Genomic DNA, 23,600 nt, shown 5'->3' with positions numbered 1-23,600 from the left:
GTCTACTCGCCGGTGAGCGCCTGGTACTCGTCGCGCGTGAGCAGCTTCGGGAGGTTCGGCGCGGTGACCTTGATGAGCCAGCCCTCGCCGAAGGGGTCGCTGTTCACGAGCTCGGGCGCGTCGATCACGGCCTGGTTCGCCTCGACGACCTCGCCGTCGACCGGGGCGAACAGCTCGCCGACCGACTTGGTCGACTCGATCTCGCCGACGACGTTGCCGGAGGTGATCTGCGTGCCCGCCTTGGGCAGGTCGACGTAGACGACGTCGCCGAGCTTCTCGGCGGCGTAGTCGGTGATGCCGATCGTCACGGTGTCGCCGTCGACGAGCACCCATTCGTGCTCTTCGGTGTACTGCAGGGCGGTCAGGTCGGTCATGGGGTTCTCCTCGCGGTCGGCGGTGCGGTGGGTTCGGTCGTGGTGCGTCAGGCGGGTCGCTTGTAAAAGGGGAGCGGCACGACGGATGCCGCGACGCGCGTGCCCCGGACGTCGACGTACAGCTCGCGGCCCGGCTCGGCGGCATCGGGCGCGACGAACGCCATCGCCACGGGGTGGCCGAGGGTCGGCGACAGGGCGCCGCTCGTCACGACGCCGACGCGCGCGGCATCCGCGCCCTCGCCGTCGTAGACCTCGTAGTCGGCGCGCGCGGCGCGGCGGCCCTCCGCGGCGAGGCCGACGAGCACCGGGGCATCCGTCGCCGGGCCGGCCTCGATGGCGGCGCGGCCGACGAAGTCGCCCTCCTTGGCGAGCGCGACGACACGGCCGAGGCCGGCCTGCACGGGCAGGATGTCGCGGTTCAGCTCGTGGCCGTAGAGGGGCATGCCCGCCTCAAGGCGCAGCGTGTCGCGGCTCGCGAGCCCGGCCGGGACGACGCGCGGGCCACCCGTCTCGGTGAGCGCCTCCCAGAGGCGTGCGGCGCGGTCGGGCGCGATGTAGAGCTCGAAGCCGTCCTCACCCGTGTAGCCGGTGCGGGCGACGAGCACCGGCTCGCCCTCGAACGTCGCCGGGAACGCGCGGTAGTACCTGAGCGCGGCGAGCTGCACGTCGAACTCCTCGACGTCGTTGCTCGGGCCGTCGTCGACGCCGAAGCCCGGAGTCTCCTCGAGCACGGCGCGGGCGTCGGGGCCCTGCAGGGCGACGAGCGCCACGTCGTCGCTCTCGTCGGAGACGAACGTGTCGAAGCCCTCGGCGCGGGCGACGAGCTCCGTCGCGACGACCTCGCGGTTCGCGGCGTTCGCGACCACCATGTAGCGGTCGTCGCCGGTGCGGTAGACGACGAGGTCGTCGATGATGCCGCCGTCCTCGTCGAGCAGCAGCGAGTACTTCGCCTGCCCGATCTCGATGGCCGACAGCTTGCCGGCGAGCGCGAAGTCGAGCGCCGCGGCGGAGCCCGGGCCGAGCAGGATGATCTCGCCCATGTGCGAGAGGTCGAAGATGCCGGCGTGCGTGCGCACCGCATGGTGCTCGGCGAGGTCGCTCGAGTAGCGCACGGGCATCTGCCAGCCCGCGAAGTCGGTGAACGACGCGCCGGCGGCGCGGTGCACCGCATCGAGGGGGCTTCGACGTTCGGTGGTGCCGGGTTCGGTGTCGGTCACGAGTTCTCCAGAGTCGCGTGGGCGGTCGGCGGATGCCGCTGGGAACTCCCCCTCTGTCATGGGCCTGAGAGCTTCACGCGTGGTTCGCGCTTTCACCGTCGGCGGGCCCGGTCGGAGGAGGGTCGATACGGGTCAGGCTACGCCTGCCGTGCTCGACCTGGATCTCGCTCCGCTCGATCCACTTTTCAGAGCGGCCTCGTCATCGCGGTGTGTGACCTGAGAGATTGGCGGGGAGGCTTGCTCCTTCGGTGCCGGCCCAGTGTCTCCTGCTGGAAGTGTGTCTCCTGCTGGAACTGTCCGGCTCTCCCGCGACGCGTCGATGGCCCGGTGTGAGGTTGTACCGCCGATCCTAGCCGACGCGGGCGCGGGCGCGGGCGCGTCGGAGACCCTGCCGGCCGGGATGGTGCCCTGGCGGAGACGGTGCCGGCCGGGATGGCGCCATCGCCGGAGAGGTTCCCGGCCGTGGCGGTCCCGCCGTGGCCGGGGGCGGTGCGGCCGCGTGGCCGGCACGAATGCAGGAACGACTGCAGTGACGTCGGCGTGTCACGGCGCGACATGCCGACCGGCATCCCGCTCTTCCTGCATACGCATCGTCACTCGCATCCTCGCCGCACCATGACGTCACGAATTCGCGTTCGTGTCACTTTGACTGTAAGCTGGTTCCAGCACTTCGAGTCATCCTGACTCTAAGACGACGTCGATCGAATGAGGGGCCACGGATGCCGCAGCAGCACGACCCGGCCGCGCCGGCGCGCCTCGCCGTCTCCACGGTGATCTTCGCCCTCAGCCCCGACGAGGGCGCCGAGCGCCCCAGCCTCCGCCTGCCGCTCGTCCGGCGGCTCCGCGAACCGGGCCTCGGACGCTGGGCACTGCCCGGCGGCTGGCTCCCCGTCGACGAGGCGCTCGAGGGCGCGGCGGCCCGCACGCTCGCCGAGACCACCGGGCTCACGCCGAAGTACCTCGAGCAGCTCTACACGTTCGGCGCGGTCGACCGCTCCCCCGACGAGCGCGTCGTCTCGGTCGTGTACTGGGCGCTGGTGCACTCCGACGAGGTCGAGCGCGCCGTGTCCGACGAGAACGTGCAGTGGTTCGACGAGGACGAGCTGCCCGAGCTCGCGTTCGACCACCGCGCGATCATCGACTACGCCCTGGGGCGGCTGCGCACGAAGCTCGAGTACTCGCGCATCGCGCACGCGTTCCTCGGCGAGACGTTCACCCTGGCCGAGCTCCGCGCGGTGCACGAGGTCGTGCTCCGCAAGCGGCTCGACCCCGCGAACTTCCGCCGCACCATGGAGGCCTCGGGCACGCTCGTCGACACCGGCGAGCGCCTCTCGGGCACCCGGCATCGCCCGCCGGCCCTCTACCGCTTCGACACGGCGTCCGCGATGGCGCCCGCTCCCGACCCCATCCACCTCTGAGCCACCCGCGCTGATCCACCCGCGCTGATCCACCCACCGCCCACCACCGACCCACCACCGTCGAGGAGCCGATCATGACCATCGTCCAGCCTCCCGCCCGCGACGTCCGGCTCGCGGCATCCGTCGACCGCTCGATCCGCCTCATCTCGACGGGCTCGTCGGCCGGCTCCACCTGCGCGCCCGAGCTCGCGAAGGGTCCGTGGGAGTTCGACCGCGGGCCCGCGGGCTACGGGCCGGGCGCGTCGATGGGCGACGTCATCCCGACCGGCTCGCCGCGCCAAGGCGCCCTGCCCGACGAGTACCGCCGCGCGTCCGACGCCGAGCTGCACGATCGCATCCGGGCCGCGAAGGCCACGCTCGGCGACCGCGTCGTCGTGCTCGGGCACTTCTACCAGCGCGACGAGGTCGTGGAGCACGCCGACTTCGTGGGCGACTCGTTCCAGCTCGCGAACGCAGCGCTGACGAAGCCCGACGCCGAGGCGATCGTGTTCTGCGGCGTGCACTTCATGGCCGAGACCGCCGACCTGCTCTCCAAGCCCGAGCAGGCCGTCATCCTGCCGAACCTCGCAGCGGGCTGCTCGATGGCCGACATGGCCGACGAGTCGAGCGTCGAGGAGTGCTGGGAGCAGCTCGAGGAGGTCTACGGCGACCTGGCGACCCCCGGCGCCGACGGCCGCGTGCCGGTCATCCCGGTCACGTACATGAACTCGTCGGCAGCGCTCAAGGGCTTCGTCGGCCGCAACGGCGGCATCGTCTGCACGTCGTCGAACGCGCGCACGGTGCTGGAGTGGGCGTTCGAGCGCGGGCAGCGCGTGCTCTTCTTCCCCGACCAGCACCTCGGCCGCAACACCGCGAAGGCCATGGGCGTGCCGCTCGAGCAGATGCCGATGTGGAACCCCCGCAAGGCGCTCGGCGGAAATTCCGCCGAGGAGCTCACCCACGCCCGCGTCATCCTGTGGCACGGCTTCTGCTCGGTGCACCGCCGGTTCACCGTCGACCAGATCGAGCAGGCGCGCCGCGAGCACCCGGGCGTGCAGGTCATCGTGCACCCCGAGTGCCCCATGCCGGTCGTCGACGCAGCGGATGCCGCGGGCTCGACCGATTTCATCGTGAAGGCCATCGCCGCGGCCCCCGCCGGCTCGACCTTCGCGATCGGCACCGAGATCAACCTCGTGCAGCGGCTCGCGGCGGAGCACCCCGAGCACACGATCTTCTGCCTCGACCCCGTGGTGTGCCCGTGCTCGACGATGTACCGCATCCACCCGGGCTACCTCGCCTGGGTGCTCGAGGAGCTCGTCGCGGGCCGGGTCGTCAACCGCATCACCGTGCCCGACACGGTCGCCGACCCGGCGCGGCTCGCCCTCGAGCGGATGCTCGCGGCGAAGCCGCCGGCTGCGACGCCAGCCGCGGTTCCGGCAGGAGCCTGACCATGGCGCGCGTGCTCGTGATCGGCGGCGGCATCGCCGGCCTGTGGATCGCGGTCAAGGCCGCGGACGCGGGCCACGAGGTCGAGGTGGTCACGAAGGCCGCGCTCGTCGAGGGCAGCACGCGCCACGCCCAGGGCGGGATCGCGGCGGCGCTGTTCCCCGACGACTCGGTCGAACGCCACTACGCCGACACGATCGCGGCGGGAGCGGGCTTGTCCGACCCCGCGGCGGTCCGTGTGCTCTGCGACGAGGGACCGGCCCGCGTTCGCGACCTCATCCGCTTCGGCGTCGCGTTCGACCGCGGCGACTCGGGCCTCGCGCGAGGCCTCGAGGCGGCGCATTCCCGCGCACGCATCCTGCACGCCGGCGGCGACGGCACGGGTGCGGCGATCGAGTCCGCGCTGGTCGCCACGGTGCGCCGTCGCGCGGTGCGCGTGCACGAGCACACCATGCTCGTCGACCTGCTGGTCGAGCGCGGATGCGTCGTGGGTGCGCGCCTGCTCGCGGCATCCGGCTTCACCGAGGTGCGGGCCGACGCCGTCGTGCTCGCCACCGGGGGCAGCGGATGCCTCTACCGGCATACGACCAACCCCGACGTCGCGACCGGCGACGGCGTGGCGGCCGCATGGCGTGCCGGAGCCGAGGTCGCCGACCTCGAGTTCGTCCAGTTCCACCCGACCGCGCTCGCAGCCCCTGGCACGCCGCTCGCCTCCGAAGCGGTGCGCGGCGAGGGCGCCGTGATCGTCGACGAGCACGGCGACCGGTTCATGCCCGACGTCGACCCGCGCGCCGAACTCGCCCCGCGCGACGTCGTCGCCCGGGCGGTGTGGAAGCGCATGGCCCAGCAGGACGGCCGACCGGTGTTCCTCGACGCGACGGCGCTCGGCGCGGAGTTCCTCGCCGCGCGGTTCCCCGGCATCGACGCGGCGTGCCGCGATGCGGGCTTCGACTGGGGCACGCAGCCCGTGCCGATCACGCCCGCCGCGCACTACGCCATGGGCGGGGTGGTCACCGACCTCGACGGCCGCACGACGCTGCCCGGGCTCTTCGCCGTGGGCGAGTGCGCGCGCACCGGCGTGCACGGCGCGAACCGGCTGGCGTCGAACTCGCTGCTCGAGGCCGCGGTGTTCGCCGACCGCGCGGCCCGCGCGCTCGGCGTCGCAACGATGTCTGCAGGAACTTCCGGGCGACACGCCGACAGGACCACCCTCGTTCGCGGCGTGTCGGCCGATTCTTCCTGCATCTCGCGCGTGGAGACGGTGGATCTCCTGGACACGGTCGACCGGGGCGCGCTGCAGGCGCTCATGTGGGAGCACGCCGGGCTCGAGCGCTCGGGCGTGGGTCTCGCCGCGGCATCCGCTGCGCTCGACGCCTGGAGCGCGCCCGTGGTCGTCGACCGCCGCACCGCGGAGGACCGCAACCTGCTCGACCTCGCGCGACTCACCGTCGCCGCCGCGATCGCGCGGACGGGCAGCGTCGGCGCGCACTTCCGCACCGACGACCCGGATGCCGCGACCGCAGAGCCGCTCGTGGCGGCGCCCACGACCCCGTCCGTCGCCGCCGACGCCCTCGAGGAGGCCGCCTGATGACCGACGTCCGCGAGATCGACCGCATCGTCATCGCCGCGCTCGACGAGGACGCGCCCTGGGGCGACCTCACGTCCGAGACGCTCATCCCGGTGGAGGCGACGGCGACCGCCGACCTCGTCGCGCGCGAGCCGGGCGTGCTGAGCGGCGTCGAGGTGTTCGCGGCGGCGTTCCGCCTCACCGACCCGCGGATCGTCGTGGAGCGCCTCGCCGCCGACGGCGACGCGTTCGAGGCGGGCACGGTGCTCGCCCGGGTCACGGGGCCGGCCCGCGGCATCCTCACGGCCGAGCGCGTCGGCCTCAACCTCGTGCAGCGCATGTCGGGCGTCGCGACGCTCACGGCGCGGTACGTCGCCGCCGTCGCGGGCACGCGCGCCCGCATCGTCGACACGCGCAAGACGACGCCGGGACTGCGCAGCCTCGAGCGACAGGCCGTGCGCGACGGCGGCGGCCGCAACCACCGCCGGTCGCTGTCCGACGCGATCATGGCGAAGGACAACCACCTCGCCGTGCTCACCGCGGGCGGGCGCGACCTCGCCACGGCGCTGCGCGAGGCACGCGAGCGGATGCCGCACACCGCCCACCTCGAGGTCGAGGTCGACCGGCTCGACCAGCTCGACGCCGTGCTCGCCGGCGGCGCCGACACGATCATGCTCGACAACTTCACGCTCGACGACCTTCGCACCGGCGTCGAGCGCATCGGCGGACGGGCCGTGGTCGAGGCATCCGGCGGCGTCTCGCTCGACACCGTCGCCGCGATCGCCGCCACCGGCGTCGACGTGATCTCGGTCGGCGCGCTCACGCACTCGGCGCGCGCGCTCGACCTCGGGCTCGACGTCGTCATCGAGGCGCCGTCGTCGGATGCCGCGACCGCCGCGTCGGCCGCGCCCGCCCCGGAAGTCTCCCCGTGATCTTCCTCGACCACGCCGCCACCACGCCCGTGCGCCGCGAGGCGCTGGAGGCGATGTGGCCCTTCCTCACGGGGTCGTTCGGCAACCCGTCGAGCCACCACGGGCTGGGCGACGAGGCCTCCCGGGCGCTCGAGTCGGCGCGGGCCGAGGTGGCCGCCGTCGTCGGATGCCGCCCCGGCGACGTCGTGTTCACGAGCGGCGGCACCGAGGCCGACAACCTCGCGATCAAGGGCATCGCGCTCGCGAACCCGCGCGGCCGTCACGTCGTCGTCTCCCCGATCGAGCACGAGGCGGTACTCGAGTCCGCGGATCACCTCGCACGCGTGCACGGCTTCACGGTCGACGAGGTCGAGGTCGACGCGGGCGGCCTGGTGCATCCCGAGGCGCTGGCGCGCGTCATCCGCCCCGACACCGCGCTCGTGTCGGTGCAGCTCGCGAACAACGAGATCGGCACGGTGCAGCCCGTCGCCGAGCTCGCCGAGCTCGCGCACGCCGCGGGCGCGCGATTCCACACGGATGCCGTGCAGGCGGCCGGCTGGCTGCCGCTCTCGCTCGACGGGCTCGGCGTCGACGCGCTCTCGCTCGCCGGCCACAAGGTCGGGGCGCCCAAGGGCACGGGCGCGCTGGTCGTGCGCGGCCGGATCCCCCTCGAACCCGTCGTGCACGGCGGCGGCCAGGAGCGCGGGCGACGCTCGGGGACCGAGAACGTGGCGGGCGCCGTGGCGTTCGCGACGGCGTTGCGCCTCGCCGAGGAGGAGCGAGCGGATGCCGCGACCCGCGTCCGCGCGCTCGCGAACCCGCTCGTGGCGCGCATCGCCGCCGAGGTGCCCGAAGCCGTGCTCACCGGCGATCCCGTGCACCGGCTGCCCGGCACGGTCTCGTACGTCTTCCCGGGCACGAGCGGCGAGGCCGTGCTGCTCGAGCTCGAGCGCGACGGCGTGATCTGCTCGAGCGGGTCGGCGTGCGCCGCGGGCAGCGACGAGCCGTCGCACGTGCTCACCGCGATCGGCCTGCCCGCCGAGCTCGCGCAGACCGCCGTGCGGTTCACGCTCGGCGCCGAGACGTCCGAGCACGACGTGGCGGATGCCGCGGCCGCCGTCGCCCGGGCAGTGTCGGTGGTGCGCGCTATCGTGAAGCCATGACCGATCCCACCGCCATCCCCGCCGACGACGACGCCGAGCGCGACGTCGAAGCACGGGTCGACGACGAGGTCGCTCCCGAAGAGGAGCTCCTCGAGGGGTGGCTTCCCGACGCCACGCCGACCGACGGGCCCGCGCCCGCTCCGTAGTCCGCGCGCACCGCGCACACCGCCCGACGTGCGCGACCGCATCGCCGTTCCCATTCGCAACCCGCACCCGTTCGCGCCGCGAGGTTCCATACGTTCCGATCGATCCGTCGATTCGGGAATAGCGCCTCCTCCGATGCGGGTTGTCTCTCACATTCGACGCAACTCCTCCGGCGCCGCTCTGCGCCGAGATCGATTGGACGCCTCTCCTTGACCGAACGCGCCGTTCCCGACCTGACCGAGAACGAGCCCGTCGCCGCCGGCGACGGGGCTCCGCACCACGCCCAGACCGCCCACCACACCGACGCCGAGGCCCTCCACGGCAAGCGCAACTCGCGCGTGATCTGGCTGCTCCTCGCGTCCGCCTTCGTCGTCATCCTCAACGAGACGATCATGGGCGTCGCCATCCCGCACCTCGTCACCGACCTCGGCATCACCATCGAGGCCGCGCAGTGGCTCACCACGGCGTTCATGCTGACGATGGCGGTCGTCATCCCCATCACGGGCTTCCTGCTGCAGCGGTTCGCCACGCGCCCGATCTTCATCGCCGCGATGAGCCTGTTCTCCGCGGGCACGCTGATCGCCGCGCTCGCGCCCGGCTTCGAGGTCCTGCTGCTCGCGCGCGTCGTGCAGGCGAGCGGCACGGCCATCATGATGCCGCTGCTCATGACCACCCTCATGACGCTGGTGGCGCCGGCCGACCGTGGCCGCTTCATGGGCCGCGTCTCGACCGTGATCTCGGTGGCGCCCGCCATCGGGCCGACGATCTCGGGCCTCATCCTCACCTACCTGTCGTGGCGGTACATGTTCTGGCTCGTGCTGCCGATCGCCCTGGTCATGCTCGTCATCGGCATCCGCCGCGTCGAGAACGTCAGCGAGCCGCGCGTCATCCCGATCGACGTGTTCTCGGTGGTCCTCTCGGCGTTCGGCTTCGGCGGCCTGGTCTACGGCCTCAGCCTCGTCGGCGGCGTCGTCTCGGGCACGGGCTCCCCCGCCGCCATGTGGATCTCGCTCGCCGTGGGCGCCATCGGCATCGCGACGTTCATCCTGCGCCAGCTGCTGCTGCAGCGTCGCGACCGCGCACTGCTCGACCTGCGCACGTTCCGGTCGCGCAACTTCGCGATCTCGGTCGGCCTCATGGTCATCGTGATGGCCGCGCTGTTCGGCACGATCATCCTGCTGCCGATCTACCTCCAAGACGTGCTGCACCTCGAGCCGGCCATCACGGGGCTCCTGCTGCTCCCGGGCGGCCTGCTCATGGGCCTCCTCGGCCCGACCGTCGGCCGCCTGTTCGACCGGTTCGGACCGACGCCGCTGCTCGTGCCGGGCGCCATCGCGGTGAGCGCCGTGCTCTGGTCGCTCACGATGGTGACCGAGACCACCTCGCCGTGGCTGCTGCTCGTCGCGCACGTGGTGCTGTCCGCCGGCCTCGCGTTCATGTTCACGCCGCTGTTCACGTCGGCGCTCGGGTCGGTCGAGCCGCGGTTCTACTCGCACGGCTCGGCCATCGTCGGCACCGTGCAGCAGGTCGCGGGCGCCGCCGGCACGGCGCTGTTCGTCACGGTCATGGCAGCCGTCACGGCCTCCGTCGCGGTGACGGGAGCGACCGCCGAGGCCGCGCAGGCGGCCGGCCTGCGCACGGCGTTCCTGGTCGGGGCGATCATCTCGATCGGCGCGGTCGTCGGCGCGTTCTTCGTCCGCAAGCCCGCCGACATGACGGCGGACGCACACGGCGACGCGGCGCTCGAGGCCGCTTCCGCCGAGGCGTGACGGCGACGCATCCGATCAGGAACTGACCAAGGGCCCGGCATCGCGCCGGGCCCTTCGTCGTGTGCGACGCGGTTCAGCCGCAGTTCGGGCGGCAGGTGCGCTGCGAGAGCGCGTCGACGAGCACCGTGCCGAGGTCCTCGGGCCGCGAGGCGGAGTACGCCGCGCCCTTCGTCGCCTGCGCGATGCGCTGCATCGCCGCGAGGTCGGTGTCGGGACCGAATCCGATCATGATGACCGGCACCGGCTTCGTCGGGTCGTCCATCTTGGCGAGCTCGGCGAGCAGCGTGTCGAGGTCGATGCCGTTCTCGTCCTCGTTCCGGCCGTCGGTGATGAGCAGCACCGAGTTCACCTTCTCGGGGTCGTACGACTCGCGCACGCGCTGCACGGCCGCGAGGGTCGTGTCGTAGAGTCCGGTGGCGCCGCCGAGTCGGGCCGGCAGCGACTGGATGATGCCGGCGATCTGGGCCTTGTGCGCCTGGTCGGCGAGCGGCGCGATCGGCGACAGGTCCTCCCAGTCGAGGTCGCCGTTGCGCGCGGTCGAGAAGACCCAGACGCCCAGCTCGACCTCGCCCGAGAACTTCTCCATGGCGCCGATCGCCGCCTGCTGGAAGATGTCGATGCGCCGCAGTCCGCTCTCCGCGGGCTCCTCCATCGAGCCCGACACGTCGATGACGGCGAGCATGCGCGAGCGGAGCGTCAGCACGGCCCACGCCCGGAGGATCTCGAGCTGTGCGGCGGCGTCGAGCTCCGTCGCCGCTCCCACGGGTCCCTCGGCCGCGAGGCCGGCGACGTCGATCGCGCCCGTGCCGTCGGGCGCGCGGAAGCCGTCGGCCGCGAGCCGATCGGTCGCATCGCGAACCGCCGCCGCGAAGGCCGTGAGCAGCTCGGCACGGGTCTTCGTCGCGTTCGCGGCGCCGTCGGCGGTCGCCTCGTCGTCGGACTGCGACGGGAGGCGCACGAACGGGTACTCGACCAGCACGGTGCCGTCGGCCGGGTAGGCCGCGACGAGCGTCTCCGCCGGCTCCTCGAGGTTGTACGCCGCCACCTGCGCCTCGCTCGTGATCACGACGCTCGGCTGCTGCACCGCGGCGAGCGCCGCGAACGCCGCTCCCGTCGATGCGGGAATGGACTTGCCGAGCTCGATCATGGCGCCCGCGAACTGGCGCGGATCGTCGGGCGAGGAGTGCCCGCGCAGGGCGAGGAGCCCTGCGAGGCTGGTCGACGATGCCTCGGGATCGGGCAGGATCGTGGGCATGCCGCCGCCGAGCACGCGGCTCCAGGTCACCGGCTCGCTCGCGATCTGGGCGGCCTTGGTGGCCGGTGCGGCGAACACGACGGGCGTCGCTGCGACCGCCTCGCCCACCTCCACCTCGGGCGGGGTCTGCCCCAGCGAGGCGGCGGTGGCGGACATGCGGTCGACCCACACGTCGGACTCGGGGATCCACGCGTCGGCGTCCAGTCCGCCCGACGCGAGCACCGCCGACGTGTCGGCCGAGTCCTGCGACGTGATCTTCGTCTGCACGCAGGTCTCCGAGTTCGCGTCGAACTCCTTCGCGATGTCGGTGAGCGCCGGCGCGATCGTCGTGTCGGCCACGATGGCGAGCCGCTCACTGCCGGCGCAGCCCGCGTCGGCCGCGGCGAACAGGGGGTTCAGGTAGCCGCCGACCCAGACGAAGACGCCGGACGCCACGATGCCCACGACCGCGAGCGCCGCGACGATGGAAAGGATGAGTGCGCGCCCCGGCCTCTTCGCCGGAGCCTTCACGCTGTGACGCCCCACGGACACTCCAAGCTGGACGGTGCCGTGGCGCCGCCGTTTCCCTCACTGGACGGGTTCCCCCGGTCCTGGGGGAAGGATGCCCATCAGCATAGGCGACGCATCCCGATACGCGAACTTCGCTCGGGATCGGCGTGCGGGCCGGGTCGACGGTCCGCGAGTGACGCGGGAGAACGCTTTCGCGGACGGTGACGGTGACGGCGCGGCGTCACGCGCAGTTCGTGCGCAGACGGAACACGCGGGTCGGATGACCCCCAGTCATCCGACCCGCTCCCCCGCCCTGGGTGCGACCCCTCAGTCGTCACTCAGGCGTCTTCGGTGTTCTCCGTCCCGACGGTCACGCGGCGCCGGTGCTCCGATCGCCCATCGTCCCCTGCCGTCGGATCTCCAACGCTAGGCGGCGGGGTCGGCCGAAGACAGGGCTTGACGCAGTGGGTGCCGACGGCTATTGGCGCGAGCCCCAGGGGGTGGCATCCCGCAGCACCGAGTGCGAGCATCACGACATGGAGCACTTCACCGATCGACGCGACGCGGGCCGACGGCTGGCGCGGGCGTTCGCGGGCCGGGCGCTCGATCGTCCGGTCGTGCTCGGACTCCCCCGCGGCGGCGTCCCCGTGGCGGACGAGCTCGCCAGGGCGCTCGGCGCGCCGCTCGACGTGCTCGTCGTGCGCAAGCTCGGGCTTCCGCGCCAGCCCGAGGTCGCCATGGGCGCCATCGGCGAGCGAGGTGCCCGAGTGCTCAACGACGACGTCCTGCGTTACGGCAGGGTGCGCGACGCCGAGCTCGCCGCCGTCGAGCGGAAGGAGCGTGCGGAGCTCGAGGCGCGGGTCGCGCGGTTCCGCGGTGGCGCCGCACCGGTCGACCTCACGGGCCGCACCGCCGTGATCGTCGACGACGGGGTGGCGACCGGTGCGACCGCGCGGGTCGCGGCGGTCGTCGCGAAGGAGCTCGGCGCGGCATCCGTCGTGCTGGCGATGCCCGTCGGCGCCCCCGACAGCATGGCCGAGCTCGCGGCGATGCCCGAGGTCGACGAGGTCGTGTGCCTTTCGACGCCGCCGGGGTTCATGGCGGTGGGCATGCACTACCTCGACTTCCGGCAGACCTCCGACACGGAGGTGCAGCAGATCCTCGAGGCCTCGCGCGAGTCGGGAGCGGGCGGCGCCTGAGCCCCGCGTCAGCAGCGTCCGACGACCACCGTGGCGTCGAGCTCGTCGTCGCGCAGCACGCGCGTCTCGAGCCCACCGGCCTCGACCGCGGCGGTCGTGCGGGCCGCCTGGCCGCGGCTCGTCTCGACGAGCAGGTGACCGCCGGGCGCGAGCCACTCGGCGGCGGATGCCGCGACGCGTCGGTGCACGTCGAGGCCGTCGTCGCCGCCGTCGAGCGCGACGTGCGCCTCGTGGTCGCGCGCCTCGGGCGGCATCATCGCGATCTCCGCGGTCGGGACGTACGGCGCGTTCACGGCGAGCACGTCGACGCGTCCCCGGACGTCGGCCGGCAGGGGGTCGAACAGGTCGCCCTCGACGACCAGGGCGCCGAGCGGCTCGAGGTTGCGGCGCGCGGCGCGCACGGCGTTGGGGTCGATGTCGGCGGCGACGAGAACGACACGGCCCCCGGCGCCTTCGACCGCGGCGACGACGGCCGCCCCGATCGCACCCGCGCCGCAGCAGAGGTCCACCACGACCGCGGGCCGCCCGGCGACGGCGGACGCGAGCCGACCGGCCTCAGCGGCGAGGAGCTCGGTGCGCCGCCGCGGCACGAACACGCCGGGCTCCACCACGATCCGCAGGCCCGCGAACTCCGCCCAGCCGAGCACCTGCTCGAGGGGCCCCCCGGCAACGCGGCGCGTGACGAGGCGCTCGAGCTCCGACGCGGCATCCGCCCGGCCCTCGACCGCCGCCGCGAGGAGCAGCGCCTCGTCCTCGGCGAAGACGCAGCCGGCGGCGCGCAGCCGCGCGACGAGGGAGGGATCGGGCTCCGACGCCGGCGATGCCGGCGGCAGGTTCTCGGAACGGGGGCCTGCGTGCACCATCGCATCGTAACGGCGCGCCACGCGGGGTGCGCCGGTCGATGGCATGCCATAGAGTGCTCGTCATGACCGCGTCGATCCGCACCTGGTGGCCCGCCTCCTAGGCGGCCCTCCACGCGTACCGACGCACGACGACCGCCCGAGGGCGGTCGTCTCGCATGTGCGGGGACGTTCCGGCCGAGGGCCCGACCGGAGACCGACATGACCCGCCTGCTCCCCTCGCTCCTCGCCGCCGACGCGCCCCCGTTCGCGGTGATCCATCGCGAGCACGAACCGGTGCTCGACGTGCTCGTCGGCGACGTCGTCGACGTCGACCGCCTCGCCGACATCCCGCTCGACGGTGCGGAGGTGCTCGCGCTCGTGCCGTTCCGCCAGGTGCGCGAGCGCGGCTTCGCGGCGCATGACGACGGCGCGCCGATCCGCTGCCTCGTCGTGCGCGACCGCGAGTCGCTCGGCGTCGCCGAGGCGATCGCGCAGCTGCCGCGGCATCCGGTGATCGTCGACGACCTCGACGTCGACGTGAGCGACGCCGACTACGCCCACGTCGTGCGCCGCGTCATCGACGACGAGATCGGGCGCGGCGAGGGCGCGAACTTCGTCATCCGCCGCGAGTTCACGGGGTCGACGGATGCCGCGCCCGCCGTCGCGGTGCTCGGCTGGCTCCGGCAACTGCTCGAGCACGAGACGGGCGCGTACTGGACGTTCGCGTTCAGTACCCCCGAGCTCGCCGCGGTGGGTGCGACGCCCGAACGGCACGTGTCGTCGATCGACGGGCTCATCTCGATGAACCCGATCAGCGGCACGTTCCGGCACGGCGACGCGGCGCACGACGACGACGCCCTGCTCGCCTTCCTCGACGACGTGAAGGAGCGCGAGGAGCTCGTCATGGTCGTCGACGAGGAGCTCAAGATGATGAGCGCGGTCTGCCCCGACGGCGGGCGCATCCGTGGTCCGTTCCTCAAGCGGATGTCGCGACTCACGCACACCGAGTACCTGCTCGAGGGACGCTCGTCGCTCGACCCGCGCGAGGTGCTGCGGCGCACGATGTTCGCGCCGACGGTCACGGGCTCGCCGATGGGGAACGCGTGCGCGGTGATCGCGCGGCACGAGCCGACGCCGCGCGGCTACTACGCCGGCGTGCTCGCCCGCTTCACGCCGCGCCGGGGCGGCTACGACGTCGACGCCCCGATCCTCATCCGCGCCGCCTACGTCGACGGCGTCGGCCGCATTCGCGTGCCCGTCGGCGCGACCCTCGTGCGTCACTCCGACCCCGACGGCGAGGTGGCGGAGACCCGGGCGAAGGCGGCCGGCGTGCTCACGGCCCTCGGCGCGCTCCCACGTGCGGCGTCCTCCGACCGGCGCGTCGACGCCGCCCGCCTCGAGACGCTCCTCGAGTCGCGCAACGACCGGCTCGCGCCGTTCTGGCGGACGCCGCAGGCGGCGAGACCCCCGCGGGCGGCGACCGCACTCGTCATCGACGCCGGCGACGACTTCACGACGATGCTCGCCCATCAGCTCCGCCACCTCGGGCTCGAGCCGCGGGTGGTGCCGTGGCACGACGCGGCCGAGGCGCCGTCGGAGGACCTGGTCGTCTTCGGGCCCGGTCCCGGCGACCCGCGCGACCTCGACGACCCTCGAGTCGGCCGCCTGCGCGAACTCATCGCTGCACGGCTCGCGACGGGTCGACCGCTCCTCGCGGTCTGCCTGAGCCACCAGGTGCTCGCCGGCCTCGCCGGGCTCGAGCTCGCGCCGCTGCCCGCGCCGCGCCAGGGCGTGCAGCTCGACGTCGACGTGTTCGGGCAGCGCGCGGCCATCGGCTTCTACAACACGTTCTCCGCCCTCGCACCGGCGGGTTCGATGAGCCCGCGGCTCGGGCTCGAGGTGGCCGCGGATGCCACGACCGACGTGGTCGACGCACTGCGGGGGCCCGCCGTGGCATCCGTGCAGGGGCACCTCGAGTCGGTCACCTCGCCCGACGGCCTCGCCGTGCTCGAGCGCCTGCTGGACGACCTCCTCGTCCGTCGGGCGGAGGTGCAGGAGCCCGCCGGCGCGGGCCGGGCGCGCGGATGATCCCCCACTCGGCGACGTTTGGCAAGGCATTGCCGCCAGGCGTCCTCACGGGCTTGGCTGGACGCGACCCGACCCGAGGAGGCGGTTCCCTGTGGAAACCAGCACCATCATCTGGATCATCGTCGGCATCGTCGTCGTCATCGCGATCATCGTGGTCGCGTGGCTCATGACCAGCCGGCGCCGCCGCGAGGCGCACCTCGAATCCGAGCGCCGCAAGGCCGAGGAGCTGCGCCGCGACGCATACGAGACCGATGTCTCGCGCCGTGAGCGCGAGGCGGATGCCGCGACCGCGGCGGCCGCGGCGAAGCAGGCCGAGGCCGACGCCATGCAGGCGAAGCTCGAGGCGGAGCGCCTCGAGCGCGAGAGCGCCGCGCACCGGGCGGACGCGGAGCAGCTGCGCACGCAGACCGACGAGCGAATGCGCAAGGCCGACGACGTCGACCCCGACGTGGTGCGTGACGAGGACGCGGCCCGCGCCGCGGTCGCCGAGGCGCGCGCCGGCGGGCGCACGGCCGACGGCGACGAGCGCGTCGCCGCCCACGACGAGCACGTGGCCGCTCGCGACGAGCGCACAGCCATGCGCGACGACCGCGTCGCAGCCGCTGACGACCGCGACGCCGCCTCCGACGAGCGGGCGGCCGCGGAGCGCGAGCAGGCCGCGCGGGAAGAGCGCGCGACCCTCGACGCGCAGTCCGCGACGCGCGAACGCCGCGACACCGAGACCGGGCGCCCCGTCTAGGCGCAAGCACCCGTGCGGGCGGCGGAGCAGCACGCTCCGTCGCCCGTTCGCATGTCAGGTGGCCGCTGGGAGCATCACGCTCCCGGCGCGGCCTCCCGCTCGATGAGCACGCGGACCTCGTCGGCGAGTCCGTCGATCGGACCCTCGGCCACGAGCCCGGGCGCGACGACCGCGATGGGCAGCGCCGCCACGGCCGATGGGCCCGCGCCTGCGGTGGCGCGCCACGCGGAGATCTGCGCCGACGACGCGACGAAGACGATGCGGCCGAGACCCACCCACGCGTGAGCCGCCGAGCACATCGGGCAGTGCTCCCCCGAGGTGTACACGGTCGCGGCGGCGCGGTCTGCGGGGGTCAGGTGCGTCACGGCCCAGCGCGCGATCTCGATCTCGGGATGCCGCGTCGGATCGCCGGTGCTCTGTTCGCGGTTGCGGTCGGCGAACCGTTCGACCCCGTCGCGGTCGACGAGCACGGAGCCGAACGGGCCGTCACCCGCGTCGGCGGCCTCTTCGGCGAGGGCGACGGCGCGGCGGAGGTGGACGAGGTCGGTCTCGGAGATGGCCATGGAAGCAGTCTGCCCCCGGAATCAGCCGAGAGCGATGACCTCGCGGAGCATCGCCTCGTCGAGCGGACGGTCGGCGAACACCAGCCGCTCGAGATGGGTCGTGTCGTCGGGCCCGGTCGGCGCGGTCGACGAGACGCCCTGCCATGCGAGCTCGAGGTCGAGCCGTTCGAGCACGCGGATCGACGCCGGGTTGTTCGCCAGCACGCGCGCCGTGACCGGCACGTCGGGCGCGGTGGCCCTGGCCGCCTCGATCGACGCGGCGGCGGCCTCGCCCGCCAGCCCGCGGCCCCACGCCTCTGGCAGGAAGCGGTAGCCGAGGTTCCACGCGCCGAACGGCAGCATCGCGGCGCCGGCGGTGCCGATGAACCCGCCGGGCGGAAGCTCGCCGACGGGTTCGCGCAGCGTGACCGCCAGGTGACCGAATCCGTGCTCGCGGCGACTCGCCATCGAGCGCTCGATGGCACGGGCGGACTGGGCACGATCGACGTGGCGACCGCTCGGGAGGTGCTCCCACGTGCGCGGGTCGCCGTAGACGCGGTGGTAGTCGTCGAGGTGGTCGAGCGTGAGGGCCGTGAGCATGAGGCGAGGGGTGTGCAGGTACGTCATCGTCGACAGTCTCGCAGCGGCATCCGACACCGGGGTTCGGCCCCAGCTCGGTGACGCAGGGACCTACTTCAGGAGGCGCGACAGCACCCGGTCGGCGAGCGGCTTGCCGCCTGTCTGGCAGGTGGGGCAGTACTGGAACGTCGAGTCGGCGAAGATGACCTCGCGCACGGTGTCGCCGCAGACCGGGCACGGCTGGCCGGTGCGGCCGTGCACCTGCATGCGGCTGCGCTTGCCGTCCTTCAGCTCTTCGGGCGGGCGGCCGGCGGCACCGGCCACCGCCTCGTCGAGCGTGTCGCGCAGCGCCCGGTAGAGGCGCTCGACGTCGTCGGGCTTGAGGTTCGCGGCGAGCGCATAGGGCGACATGCGCGCGTTGTGCAGGATCTCGTCGGAGTACGCGTTGCCGACCCCGGCGAAGACCGACTGGTCGCGCAGCAGTCCCTTGACCTGCGTGCGTCGCCCCTTCAGGATCGCCGCGAAGTCGTCGAGCGTGAAGTCGGGTGCCGTGGGATCGGGACCCAGCCGCGCGATGCCGGGCACGTCGGCGGGGTCGTGCGCGACGTAGACCGCGAGCGACTTCTTGGTGCCCGCCTCGGTGAGGTCGAACCCCGAGCCGTCGTCGAGCCGCACGCGCAGGGCGATCGGCGACTTGCCCGGGCGGATCACGGTCTTCGGCAGCTCCTCGTACCAGCGCAGCCAGCCGGCGCGTGCGAGGTGGAACACGAGGTGCAGGTCGCCGAGCTCGAGGTCGACGAACTTGCCGTGCCGCCGCGCGCCATCGATCGTGCGACCGGTGAGTGCCTGCAGCGGCGGATCGAACGTCTTCAGGGCCGAGATCGCGGCGACCGTCGCCCCGGTGACGGCATGGCCGACCGCCCGCTCGCGGAGGAACCCCACGAGCGCATCGACCTCGGGCAGCTCGGGCACCATGCCATCGTCTCACCCGCGGGCGACATCATGGCCGTTCTCGCCCTACGATCACCCTGTGGACCCCATCACGGCGCGGCAGGTGCTGCGCATCTTCCCCGACGCACCCCTCACCGTCGAGCTCGTCGAGCGCGCCTACTCCGAGGAGTACTGGGCGCGGCATCCGTCGCGCTACCAGGACCCGACGCAGCGCCGGGAGGCCGAGCAGTGGGCGGCCACCCTGGCGACCGCCCGGCAGGTGCTCCTGCAGGAGGCAGGCACGACGGATGCCGCGGTCGCGCCACCGCGGAAGCGCGGCCTTTCGGGCGGGGTGATCGCGGGCATCGTCGCCGGCGGGGTCGCGCTCCTCGCGCTCATCACGTTCGGGACCATCGGCGCCATGAACCTCCTGACGCAGGCGGCCACGACCGCGCAGGAGACCATCGAGCAGGAGCTCGACGAGCGGGTATCGGGCGGCTCGGACGGCTCGGAGGGCCCGGACGTGTCGGAGGACGGCGTCGAGCGCTACGAATCCAGCGAGACGTACTTCGCGTTCCCGGCCGCGCTCGAGTTCTACCTGGACGGACGCTACGACGCCGACTGCTCGACGGACTACGCGCAGGGCTGCTGGGAGGCGGCGCTCTTCACCGAGTCGGACTGCGGGACGCTGCAGGTGCAGCTCGGGTTCTCGAACGACGCCGACGCGCTCCTGCCCGACGTCACCGACACGATGGAGTTCGCCGACGTCGCGGCCGACGAGGCGATCCCCGTGGTCTACGGCAACGACGACTACGCCTACGGCTGGATCAACCAGGTCACCTGCCTCGGCTCGCCGTAGCGAGCGATGACCCGCCACCCCCGTCCGGGGGCTAGGGTCGTCTCATGCGCATCGACGAACACCACGGCGTCCGCGTGCTCCTCCTCGAGGCTGAGGGAGAGCCCATCTCGACGCCCGACGACGCCACCGACCTCGTGGGCTCGGCCTGGTCGCACCAGGCCGAGCTCATCGCCGTGCCCGTCGAGCGCCTCGACCCGAAGTTCTTCCGGCTGAAGACCGGCCTCGCAGGCGAGATCACGCAGAAGCTCGTGAACTACCGCCTGCGGCTCGCGGTCGTGGGCGACATCAGCGCCCACGTCGCGAAGAGCGACGCGCTGCGCGACTACGTGCGCGAGTCGAACCGCGCCGACCACGTGTGGTTCGTCGAGTCCGAGGCCGACCTCGAGCGCCGGCTCGCCGATCGGGCCGGGGTCCGCGCCGGCCGCTGACGCGGGCCGAACGGCACTCCGCCCTCGCGGCGGGCCAGCACCCCGACGGATGCTGGAGGGGCACCGCGCCGAGCGTGCGCGGGAATCGAGGCATCCGATGGACTCGATCACCAGGAGACTCACGGCCCTCGTCGTCGCCACGAGCAGCACTGCGGCACTGGCGGGCTGCATCGCGTCCTCACCGGTGCCCGCGTCCACGGCCCCGGCCGGCGGCTCCGCGGCGCCCGGCTCGGCCGCAGTGCTCCCCCAGGGCGATGACCCCGTCGAGCTCGACCCGGCGGACTTCACCACCGAGATCGACAACCCCTACTGGCCGATGACGCCGGGCACGCAATGGGTGTACCGCGAGACCGATCCCGAGGGCGACCTCACCGTGCGCGTCACGGTGACCTCCGAGACGAAGCGGATCGCGAACGGCATCGAGGCGCGCGTCGTGCGGGACACCGTGATGCGGGGTGACGAGCTCGTCGAGGACACGTTCGACTGGTACGCGCAGGACGCCGACGGCGCTGTCTGGTACCTCGGCGAGGACACCGCGGAGTTCGAGGGCGGCGAGGTCGTGTCGCGCGAGGGCAGCTTCGAGGCGGGCGTCGACGGCGCGCTCCCGGGCATCGCGATGCCGGCCGACCCGCAGCCGGGCATGACGTACCGGCAGGAGTACCTCGCCGGCGAGGCCGAGGACGCCGGCGCCGTGCTCGGCGACTCCGAGCTCGTCGAGGTCCCCTACGGCTCGTTCAGCGGCGCGGTGCTGACCCGCGACACGACGCCGCTCGAACCCGACGTCCAGGAGCTGAAGTTCTACGCGCCGGGCGTCGGGCCGGTGCTCACGCTCGCGGTGTCAGGCGGCAGCGGCCGCGAGGAGCTCCTCGAGGTGCGGACCGTGCCCGACGGGACGGGCACCGCTCCCCTCGGGTCGCCCGACTGAGCGCGGTCACTCGTGGTCGTCGCCGGCGCGCAGCCGACCGCCGGCGCGCAGCCGACCGCCGGCGAGCACGAGCTCGTGGATCGACGCGTTCCCGAACGCGGGCGTGACCGTGTCGGGGTGCTCGCCCACCGAGAGGCGGAGCGCGTTGATGACGCCCCGGTGCGTGACCACCGCGATCGTCTCCCCCGGCACGGCCCAGCGCTCGAGCGCGGCCCTCGCCCGGGCGACGACGGACGGCCGGTCCTCGATGCCGGGCACGCCGTCGGGGAACTCCGCCGTCGCGTCCGCCCAGCGCCGTCCCTCGGCGCGACCGAAGGCCTGCTCGACGAGGCCGGCGTCGACGTCGAAGCCGTCGAGGCCGAGCGCCTCCGCGATGACCTCCGCCGTCTGCGTCGCGCGGTGCAGCGGGCTGCTGACGACGCGACGGATGCCGCGACCCCCGAGCGCCCGCGCCACCTCGTCGGCCTGCTCGCGCCCGCGCGCGTTGAGCGGCAGGTCGGTGCGGCCCTGCACCAGCCCCTCGGTGTTCCAGTCGGTCTCGCCGTGCCGCACGAGCAGGATGCGGGCGTCCACGGTACGACCCTACGTCCGCGTTCGATCCAGCCGTAGGATCCCAATCATGACCCTGCCCCCCGCTGCCCCCGCGACGGCGTATCCCGCCGCGCCGCCGGCTCCCGCCGTCTCGCGAACGAACGTGCTCTCGATCGTGGCGATCATCGCCGGATTCATCGCCCCCATCGCCGGGATCATCACCGGGCATCTCGCCCTGCGCCAGATCGCTCGGACCGGCGAGGAGGGCCGCGTGCTCGCGCTCACCGGGCTCATCGCGGGCTACGCGCTCACGGCCTTCAGCGTGGTCTTCTTCATCGTGTGGCTCACGATGCTGCTGTCCATCCTGTCGACGGGGTTCGTCTCGGCCGGCTGAGGCCCCGCCGTCCGAGGCTGAGCCGGCCGGTCGGCGGCTCCGACGAGCTTCCTCGCCGGGTCCGCCGCTACGACTTGCGCAGCGGCAGCACCTCGCCGCCCGTCTGGCAGGTCGCCGAGTACTGCGCCGTGGTGCTCGCGAACGAGAAGTCGCGGATCTCGTCGCCGCACCGGGGGCACGGCTCGCCCGTTCGCCCGTGCACCTGCATGGCGGCGACCTTGGCTGCCTTGAGCTGGTCGATCGGCACCCCGCTGCGCGCCGCGACCGCCTCGGAGATCACGCCGACCGTCGACGCGAACAGGCGGTCGAGCTCGTCGCCGCCCAGCGACGCGGCGTGGGCGACGGGCGAGAGCTGCGCCGCATGCAGGATCTCGTCGGAGTACGCGTTGCCGATTCCGGCGAGCGACTCCTGCTCCTGCAGCACGGCCTTGACCTGCTTGCGCCGGCCGACGACCCCCGCGTCGAAGTCCGCTCGCGTGAAGTCGGGGTCGGCGGGGTCGGGCCCGAGCTTGGCCACGGCCGGCACCTCGAAGGGGTCGTCGACGACCCAGCCGCCGAGCGAGATCCAGTCACCGGCATCCGTCAGCTCGAGCGTCGTGCCGTCGTCGAACTCGATCGAGACGAGCGCGGGCGGTGGCGGCTCGGACTCGGCGTTCGGCGCCTCGGTGACGGATGCCTCGGTGACGGATGCCTCGGCGCCGCCGTAGCGCGCCCAGCCGTGCCGCCCGAGCGACACGACGAAGTGCGCGTCGTCGTCGAGGGTGACGTCGAGCAGCTTGCCGCGCCGCGTGACGCCGGCCACGCGGCGACCGACCAGCGACTCCAGCGGACGCGCTCGCGTCTTCGTCACCCTGAACTCGAGCACGTCGACGCCGCGGATCTCGTGACCCGCGAGCCGCCGGCCGAGATCGTCGGCGAGTGCCTGCACCTCAGGGGATTCGGGCATGCGCCCAGCCTCGCACGGCCCGGCGACAACCGCCACGCCTCGCGGCTGATCCCCGACCGCGGCGGCTGTCGGGGCCGTTCGGGCCGCTGCTAGCCTGTGGCCGAGGCGAGAGAAGGTGAGCATGCTTCACGCCCAGGTCGCGGGTCCAACGGAGGTGGACGGGATCGTCATCCCGATCATCGTGACGCTGATCACGATCGCCGGGGCCATCATCGTGCCGCGCCTCCGCTCGAACGCCGACGACCTGCGACGCGCCGAGAGCCTCACCTCCGTGCTGGACTCGATGCCGCCCTCGTCGGAGCGGCGACTGCTCGAGCAGCTGCGCGACGACCACGCGATCGTCTGGTCGCTCCGGCAGGCGGCCCCGCCGCTGCCCACCATGCGCGCGGTCGGCTCGGTCGCGTACGCAGCGGGGATCGTGGTGCTCATCGTGGGGGTCGTGTACCTGCTGGCCGCACCCGGCTACCAGTGGTGGTTCTGGCTGGTCTACATCGGCGGGGTCGCCGACATCCTCGTCGGCTGGCTCGTGCACCGGTTCCGCACCGGACGTCGGCGCACCTGGATGGCCGCGGAGCTGCAGCGGCTCGGACTGCGCCTCCCCATCGACGCACGCCTGCGCCGTGAGGTGTCGGGCCCGCTCGTCGCGGGCGTCAGTCCTCGAGCCGGAATCCCACCTTCAACGTGACCTGGTAGTGCGCGACGTCGTTGCCCTCGACCTCGCCGCGCACCGACACGACCTCGAACCAGTCGACGTGCCGCAGGGTCGCGGTCGCGCGCGAGATCGCATTGCGGATCGCGGTGTCGATGCCCTCGGGAGAGGTCCCGACGATCTCGGTGACGCGGTAGACGTGATTGCTCATGGCCGG

Annotated in this window: 25 protein-coding genes and 1 riboswitch; of the genes, 15 read left to right on the top strand and 10 right to left on the bottom strand. The window is 73.2% G+C overall.

The window, feature by feature from the left end; all coding sequences use genetic code 11:
- Nucleotides 1–2: 2 nt before the first annotated feature.
- Nucleotides 3–374, bottom strand: a complete 372-nt coding sequence (gene gcvH / locus FYC51_RS14175) for a glycine cleavage system protein GcvH (RefSeq protein ID WP_148734459.1) — start codon at nucleotides 372–374, stop codon at nucleotides 3–5.
- A gap of 47 nt (nucleotides 375–421) precedes the next feature.
- Complete coding sequence (gene gcvT, locus FYC51_RS14170; RefSeq protein WP_238476395.1) at nucleotides 422–1,591, bottom strand: glycine cleavage system aminomethyltransferase GcvT; 1,170 nt, start codon at nucleotides 1,589–1,591, stop codon at nucleotides 422–424.
- 195 nt (nucleotides 1,592–1,786) lie between these two features.
- Nucleotides 1,787–1,910, bottom strand: a riboswitch (glycine riboswitch).
- A 400-nt stretch (nucleotides 1,911–2,310) separates the two neighbouring features.
- Between gcvT and FYC51_RS14165 the strand changes: the two genes are divergently transcribed.
- The 7 genes from FYC51_RS14165 (at nucleotide 2,311) to FYC51_RS14140 (ending at nucleotide 9,988) form a co-directional block, all read left to right on the top strand.
- Nucleotides 2,311–3,009, top strand: a complete 699-nt coding sequence (locus FYC51_RS14165) for an NUDIX hydrolase (RefSeq protein ID WP_148734457.1) — start codon at nucleotides 2,311–2,313, stop codon at nucleotides 3,007–3,009.
- Nucleotides 3,010–3,083: 74 nt separating this feature from the next.
- Nucleotides 3,084–4,436 (top strand): quinolinate synthase NadA, encoded by a 1,353-nt coding sequence (nadA, locus tag FYC51_RS14160; RefSeq protein WP_148734456.1) that lies wholly within the window; start codon nucleotides 3,084–3,086, stop codon nucleotides 4,434–4,436.
- A 2-nt stretch (nucleotides 4,437–4,438) separates the two neighbouring features.
- Nucleotides 4,439–6,022, top strand: a complete 1,584-nt coding sequence (gene nadB / locus FYC51_RS14155; RefSeq protein ID WP_148734455.1) for an L-aspartate oxidase — start codon at nucleotides 4,439–4,441, stop codon at nucleotides 6,020–6,022.
- Nucleotides 6,022–6,933: a carboxylating nicotinate-nucleotide diphosphorylase gene (gene nadC / locus FYC51_RS14150; protein WP_148734454.1), complete on the top strand. Its 912-nt coding sequence runs from the start codon at nucleotides 6,022–6,024 to the stop codon at nucleotides 6,931–6,933. Before nadB ends, nadC begins: the two co-directional genes overlap by 1 nt.
- Nucleotides 6,930–8,075, top strand: a complete 1,146-nt coding sequence (locus FYC51_RS14145; protein ID WP_148734453.1) for a cysteine desulfurase family protein — start codon at nucleotides 6,930–6,932, stop codon at nucleotides 8,073–8,075. The genes nadC and FYC51_RS14145 overlap by 4 nt, the downstream gene beginning before the upstream one ends.
- Nucleotides 8,072–8,221 (top strand): hypothetical protein, encoded by a 150-nt coding sequence (locus FYC51_RS19325; RefSeq protein WP_187432674.1) that lies wholly within the window; start codon nucleotides 8,072–8,074, stop codon nucleotides 8,219–8,221. Before FYC51_RS14145 ends, FYC51_RS19325 begins: the two co-directional genes overlap by 4 nt.
- 207 nt (nucleotides 8,222–8,428) lie before the next feature.
- Complete coding sequence (locus tag FYC51_RS14140; protein ID WP_238476394.1) at nucleotides 8,429–9,988, top strand: MDR family MFS transporter; 1,560 nt, start codon at nucleotides 8,429–8,431, stop codon at nucleotides 9,986–9,988.
- A 73-nt stretch (nucleotides 9,989–10,061) separates the two neighbouring features.
- On the opposite strand, the gene FYC51_RS14135 is transcribed toward FYC51_RS14140, so the two are convergent.
- On the bottom strand, nucleotides 10,062–11,768 hold the full coding sequence (locus FYC51_RS14135; protein WP_148734451.1) for a VWA domain-containing protein: 1,707 nt from the start codon (nucleotides 11,766–11,768) through the stop codon (nucleotides 10,062–10,064).
- A gap of 500 nt (nucleotides 11,769–12,268) precedes the next feature.
- Here FYC51_RS14135 and FYC51_RS14130 point away from each other — a divergent pair, with 500 nt between their 5' ends.
- Nucleotides 12,269–12,931 carry a phosphoribosyltransferase gene (locus FYC51_RS14130; protein ID WP_148734450.1) on the top strand — a complete coding sequence of 221 codons (663 nt, stop codon included), beginning with the start codon at nucleotides 12,269–12,271 and terminating at the stop codon, nucleotides 12,929–12,931.
- 8 nt (nucleotides 12,932–12,939) lie between these two features.
- On the opposite strand, the gene FYC51_RS14125 is transcribed toward FYC51_RS14130, so the two are convergent.
- Nucleotides 12,940–13,794 (bottom strand): putative protein N(5)-glutamine methyltransferase, encoded by an 855-nt coding sequence (locus FYC51_RS14125; RefSeq protein ID WP_148734449.1) that lies wholly within the window; start codon nucleotides 13,792–13,794, stop codon nucleotides 12,940–12,942.
- Nucleotides 13,795–13,992: 198 nt separating this feature from the next.
- Here FYC51_RS14125 and FYC51_RS14120 point away from each other — a divergent pair, with 198 nt between their 5' ends.
- Both FYC51_RS14120 and FYC51_RS14115 read left to right on the top strand, forming a co-directional pair.
- A complete protein-coding gene (locus FYC51_RS14120; RefSeq protein WP_148734448.1) occupies nucleotides 13,993–15,861 on the top strand; it encodes an anthranilate synthase family protein in 1,869 nt (622 codons plus the stop codon).
- 91 nt (nucleotides 15,862–15,952) lie between these two features.
- Nucleotides 15,953–16,600, top strand: a complete 648-nt coding sequence (locus FYC51_RS14115) for a hypothetical protein (RefSeq protein ID WP_148734447.1) — start codon at nucleotides 15,953–15,955, stop codon at nucleotides 16,598–16,600.
- 74 nt (nucleotides 16,601–16,674) lie between these two features.
- On the opposite strand, the gene FYC51_RS14110 is transcribed toward FYC51_RS14115, so the two are convergent.
- From FYC51_RS14110 to FYC51_RS14100, 3 genes are all read right to left on the bottom strand, one after another.
- Nucleotides 16,675–17,163: a nucleoside deaminase gene (locus tag FYC51_RS14110; RefSeq protein WP_148734446.1), complete on the bottom strand. Its 489-nt coding sequence runs from the start codon at nucleotides 17,161–17,163 to the stop codon at nucleotides 16,675–16,677.
- Between the two features lie 21 nt (nucleotides 17,164–17,184).
- A complete protein-coding gene (locus FYC51_RS14105) occupies nucleotides 17,185–17,769 on the bottom strand; it encodes a GNAT family N-acetyltransferase (RefSeq protein ID WP_148734445.1) in 585 nt (194 codons plus the stop codon).
- A 63-nt stretch (nucleotides 17,770–17,832) separates the two neighbouring features.
- Nucleotides 17,833–18,693 carry an Fpg/Nei family DNA glycosylase gene (locus FYC51_RS14100; protein WP_148734444.1) on the bottom strand — a complete coding sequence of 287 codons (861 nt, stop codon included), beginning with the start codon at nucleotides 18,691–18,693 and terminating at the stop codon, nucleotides 17,833–17,835.
- Nucleotides 18,694–18,751: 58 nt separating this feature from the next.
- Here FYC51_RS14100 and FYC51_RS14095 point away from each other — a divergent pair, with 58 nt between their 5' ends.
- The 3 genes from FYC51_RS14095 to FYC51_RS14085 all read left to right on the top strand — a co-directional run bounded on the left by FYC51_RS14095 (nucleotide 18,752) and on the right by FYC51_RS14085 (nucleotide 20,863).
- Complete coding sequence (locus FYC51_RS14095; protein WP_148734443.1) at nucleotides 18,752–19,510, top strand: hypothetical protein; 759 nt, start codon at nucleotides 18,752–18,754, stop codon at nucleotides 19,508–19,510.
- Nucleotides 19,511–19,554: 44 nt separating this feature from the next.
- Entirely contained in the window at nucleotides 19,555–19,938 is a 384-nt protein-coding gene (locus FYC51_RS14090; RefSeq protein WP_148734442.1) for a DUF4180 domain-containing protein, read from the top strand.
- A gap of 97 nt (nucleotides 19,939–20,035) precedes the next feature.
- The gene (locus FYC51_RS14085) at nucleotides 20,036–20,863 is read left to right on the top strand and encodes a hypothetical protein (RefSeq protein WP_148734441.1); all 828 of its coding nucleotides are present in this window, start codon (nucleotides 20,036–20,038) and stop codon (nucleotides 20,861–20,863) included.
- 6 nt (nucleotides 20,864–20,869) lie between these two features.
- On the opposite strand, the gene FYC51_RS14080 is transcribed toward FYC51_RS14085, so the two are convergent.
- A complete protein-coding gene (locus FYC51_RS14080; RefSeq protein ID WP_148734440.1) occupies nucleotides 20,870–21,436 on the bottom strand; it encodes a histidine phosphatase family protein in 567 nt (188 codons plus the stop codon).
- 46 nt (nucleotides 21,437–21,482) lie between these two features.
- Between FYC51_RS14080 and FYC51_RS14075 the strand changes: the two genes are divergently transcribed.
- A complete protein-coding gene (locus FYC51_RS14075; protein WP_187432673.1) occupies nucleotides 21,483–21,788 on the top strand; it encodes a DUF4190 domain-containing protein in 306 nt (101 codons plus the stop codon).
- A gap of 67 nt (nucleotides 21,789–21,855) precedes the next feature.
- On the opposite strand, the gene FYC51_RS14070 is transcribed toward FYC51_RS14075, so the two are convergent.
- Entirely contained in the window at nucleotides 21,856–22,734 is an 879-nt protein-coding gene (locus tag FYC51_RS14070; protein ID WP_148734438.1) for a DNA-formamidopyrimidine glycosylase family protein, read from the bottom strand.
- Nucleotides 22,735–22,855: 121 nt separating this feature from the next.
- Between FYC51_RS14070 and FYC51_RS14065 the strand changes: the two genes are divergently transcribed.
- Nucleotides 22,856–23,419, top strand: a complete 564-nt coding sequence (locus FYC51_RS14065) for a hypothetical protein (protein WP_148734437.1) — start codon at nucleotides 22,856–22,858, stop codon at nucleotides 23,417–23,419.
- On the opposite strand, the gene FYC51_RS14060 is transcribed toward FYC51_RS14065, so the two are convergent.
- Entirely contained in the window at nucleotides 23,385–23,594 is a 210-nt protein-coding gene (locus tag FYC51_RS14060; RefSeq protein WP_148734436.1) for a dodecin, read from the bottom strand. The genes FYC51_RS14065 and FYC51_RS14060 overlap by 35 nt on opposite strands.
- Nucleotides 23,595–23,600 lie beyond the last annotated feature (6 nt).

It is taken from the genome of Agromyces mariniharenae, assembly GCF_008122505.1.
Classification (GTDB): Bacteria; Actinomycetota; Actinomycetes; order Actinomycetales; family Microbacteriaceae; genus Agromyces; species Agromyces mariniharenae.
This window is presented reverse-complemented; position numbering and strand designations above follow the sequence as displayed.

Bases quoted from the DNA above. Each gene is read 5' to 3' on its own strand.
- FYC51_RS14075 (WP_187432673.1), top strand. From the start codon at position 21,483: ATGACCCTGCCCCCCGCTGCCCCCGCGACGGCGTATCCCGCCGCGCCG.
- nadA (WP_148734456.1), top strand. From the start codon at position 3,084: ATGACCATCGTCCAGCCTCCCGCCCGCGACGTCCGGCTCGCGGCATCC.
- FYC51_RS14065 (WP_148734437.1), top strand. From the start codon at position 22,856: ATGCTTCACGCCCAGGTCGCGGGTCCAACGGAGGTGGACGGGATCGTC.
- FYC51_RS14070 (WP_148734438.1), bottom strand. From the start codon at position 22,734: ATGCCCGAATCCCCTGAGGTGCAGGCACTCGCCGACGATCTCGGCCGG.
- FYC51_RS14110 (WP_148734446.1), bottom strand. From the start codon at position 17,163: ATGGCCATCTCCGAGACCGACCTCGTCCACCTCCGCCGCGCCGTCGCC.
- FYC51_RS14085 (WP_148734441.1), top strand. From the start codon at position 20,036: ATGGACTCGATCACCAGGAGACTCACGGCCCTCGTCGTCGCCACGAGC.
- FYC51_RS19325 (WP_187432674.1), top strand. From the start codon at position 8,072: ATGACCGATCCCACCGCCATCCCCGCCGACGACGACGCCGAGCGCGAC.
- FYC51_RS14125 (WP_148734449.1), bottom strand. From the start codon at position 13,794: ATGGTGCACGCAGGCCCCCGTTCCGAGAACCTGCCGCCGGCATCGCCG.
- FYC51_RS14105 (WP_148734445.1), bottom strand. From the start codon at position 17,769: ATGACGTACCTGCACACCCCTCGCCTCATGCTCACGGCCCTCACGCTC.
- FYC51_RS14090 (WP_148734442.1), top strand. From the start codon at position 19,555: ATGCGCATCGACGAACACCACGGCGTCCGCGTGCTCCTCCTCGAGGCT.
- FYC51_RS14165 (WP_148734457.1), top strand. From the start codon at position 2,311: ATGCCGCAGCAGCACGACCCGGCCGCGCCGGCGCGCCTCGCCGTCTCC.
- FYC51_RS14130 (WP_148734450.1), top strand. From the start codon at position 12,269: ATGGAGCACTTCACCGATCGACGCGACGCGGGCCGACGGCTGGCGCGG.
- FYC51_RS14120 (WP_148734448.1), top strand. From the start codon at position 13,993: ATGACCCGCCTGCTCCCCTCGCTCCTCGCCGCCGACGCGCCCCCGTTC.
- FYC51_RS14060 (WP_148734436.1), bottom strand. From the start codon at position 23,594: ATGAGCAATCACGTCTACCGCGTCACCGAGATCGTCGGGACCTCTCCC.
- nadC (WP_148734454.1), top strand. From the start codon at position 6,022: ATGACCGACGTCCGCGAGATCGACCGCATCGTCATCGCCGCGCTCGAC.
- nadB (WP_148734455.1), top strand. From the start codon at position 4,439: ATGGCGCGCGTGCTCGTGATCGGCGGCGGCATCGCCGGCCTGTGGATC.
- gcvH (WP_148734459.1), bottom strand. From the start codon at position 374: ATGACCGACCTGACCGCCCTGCAGTACACCGAAGAGCACGAATGGGTG.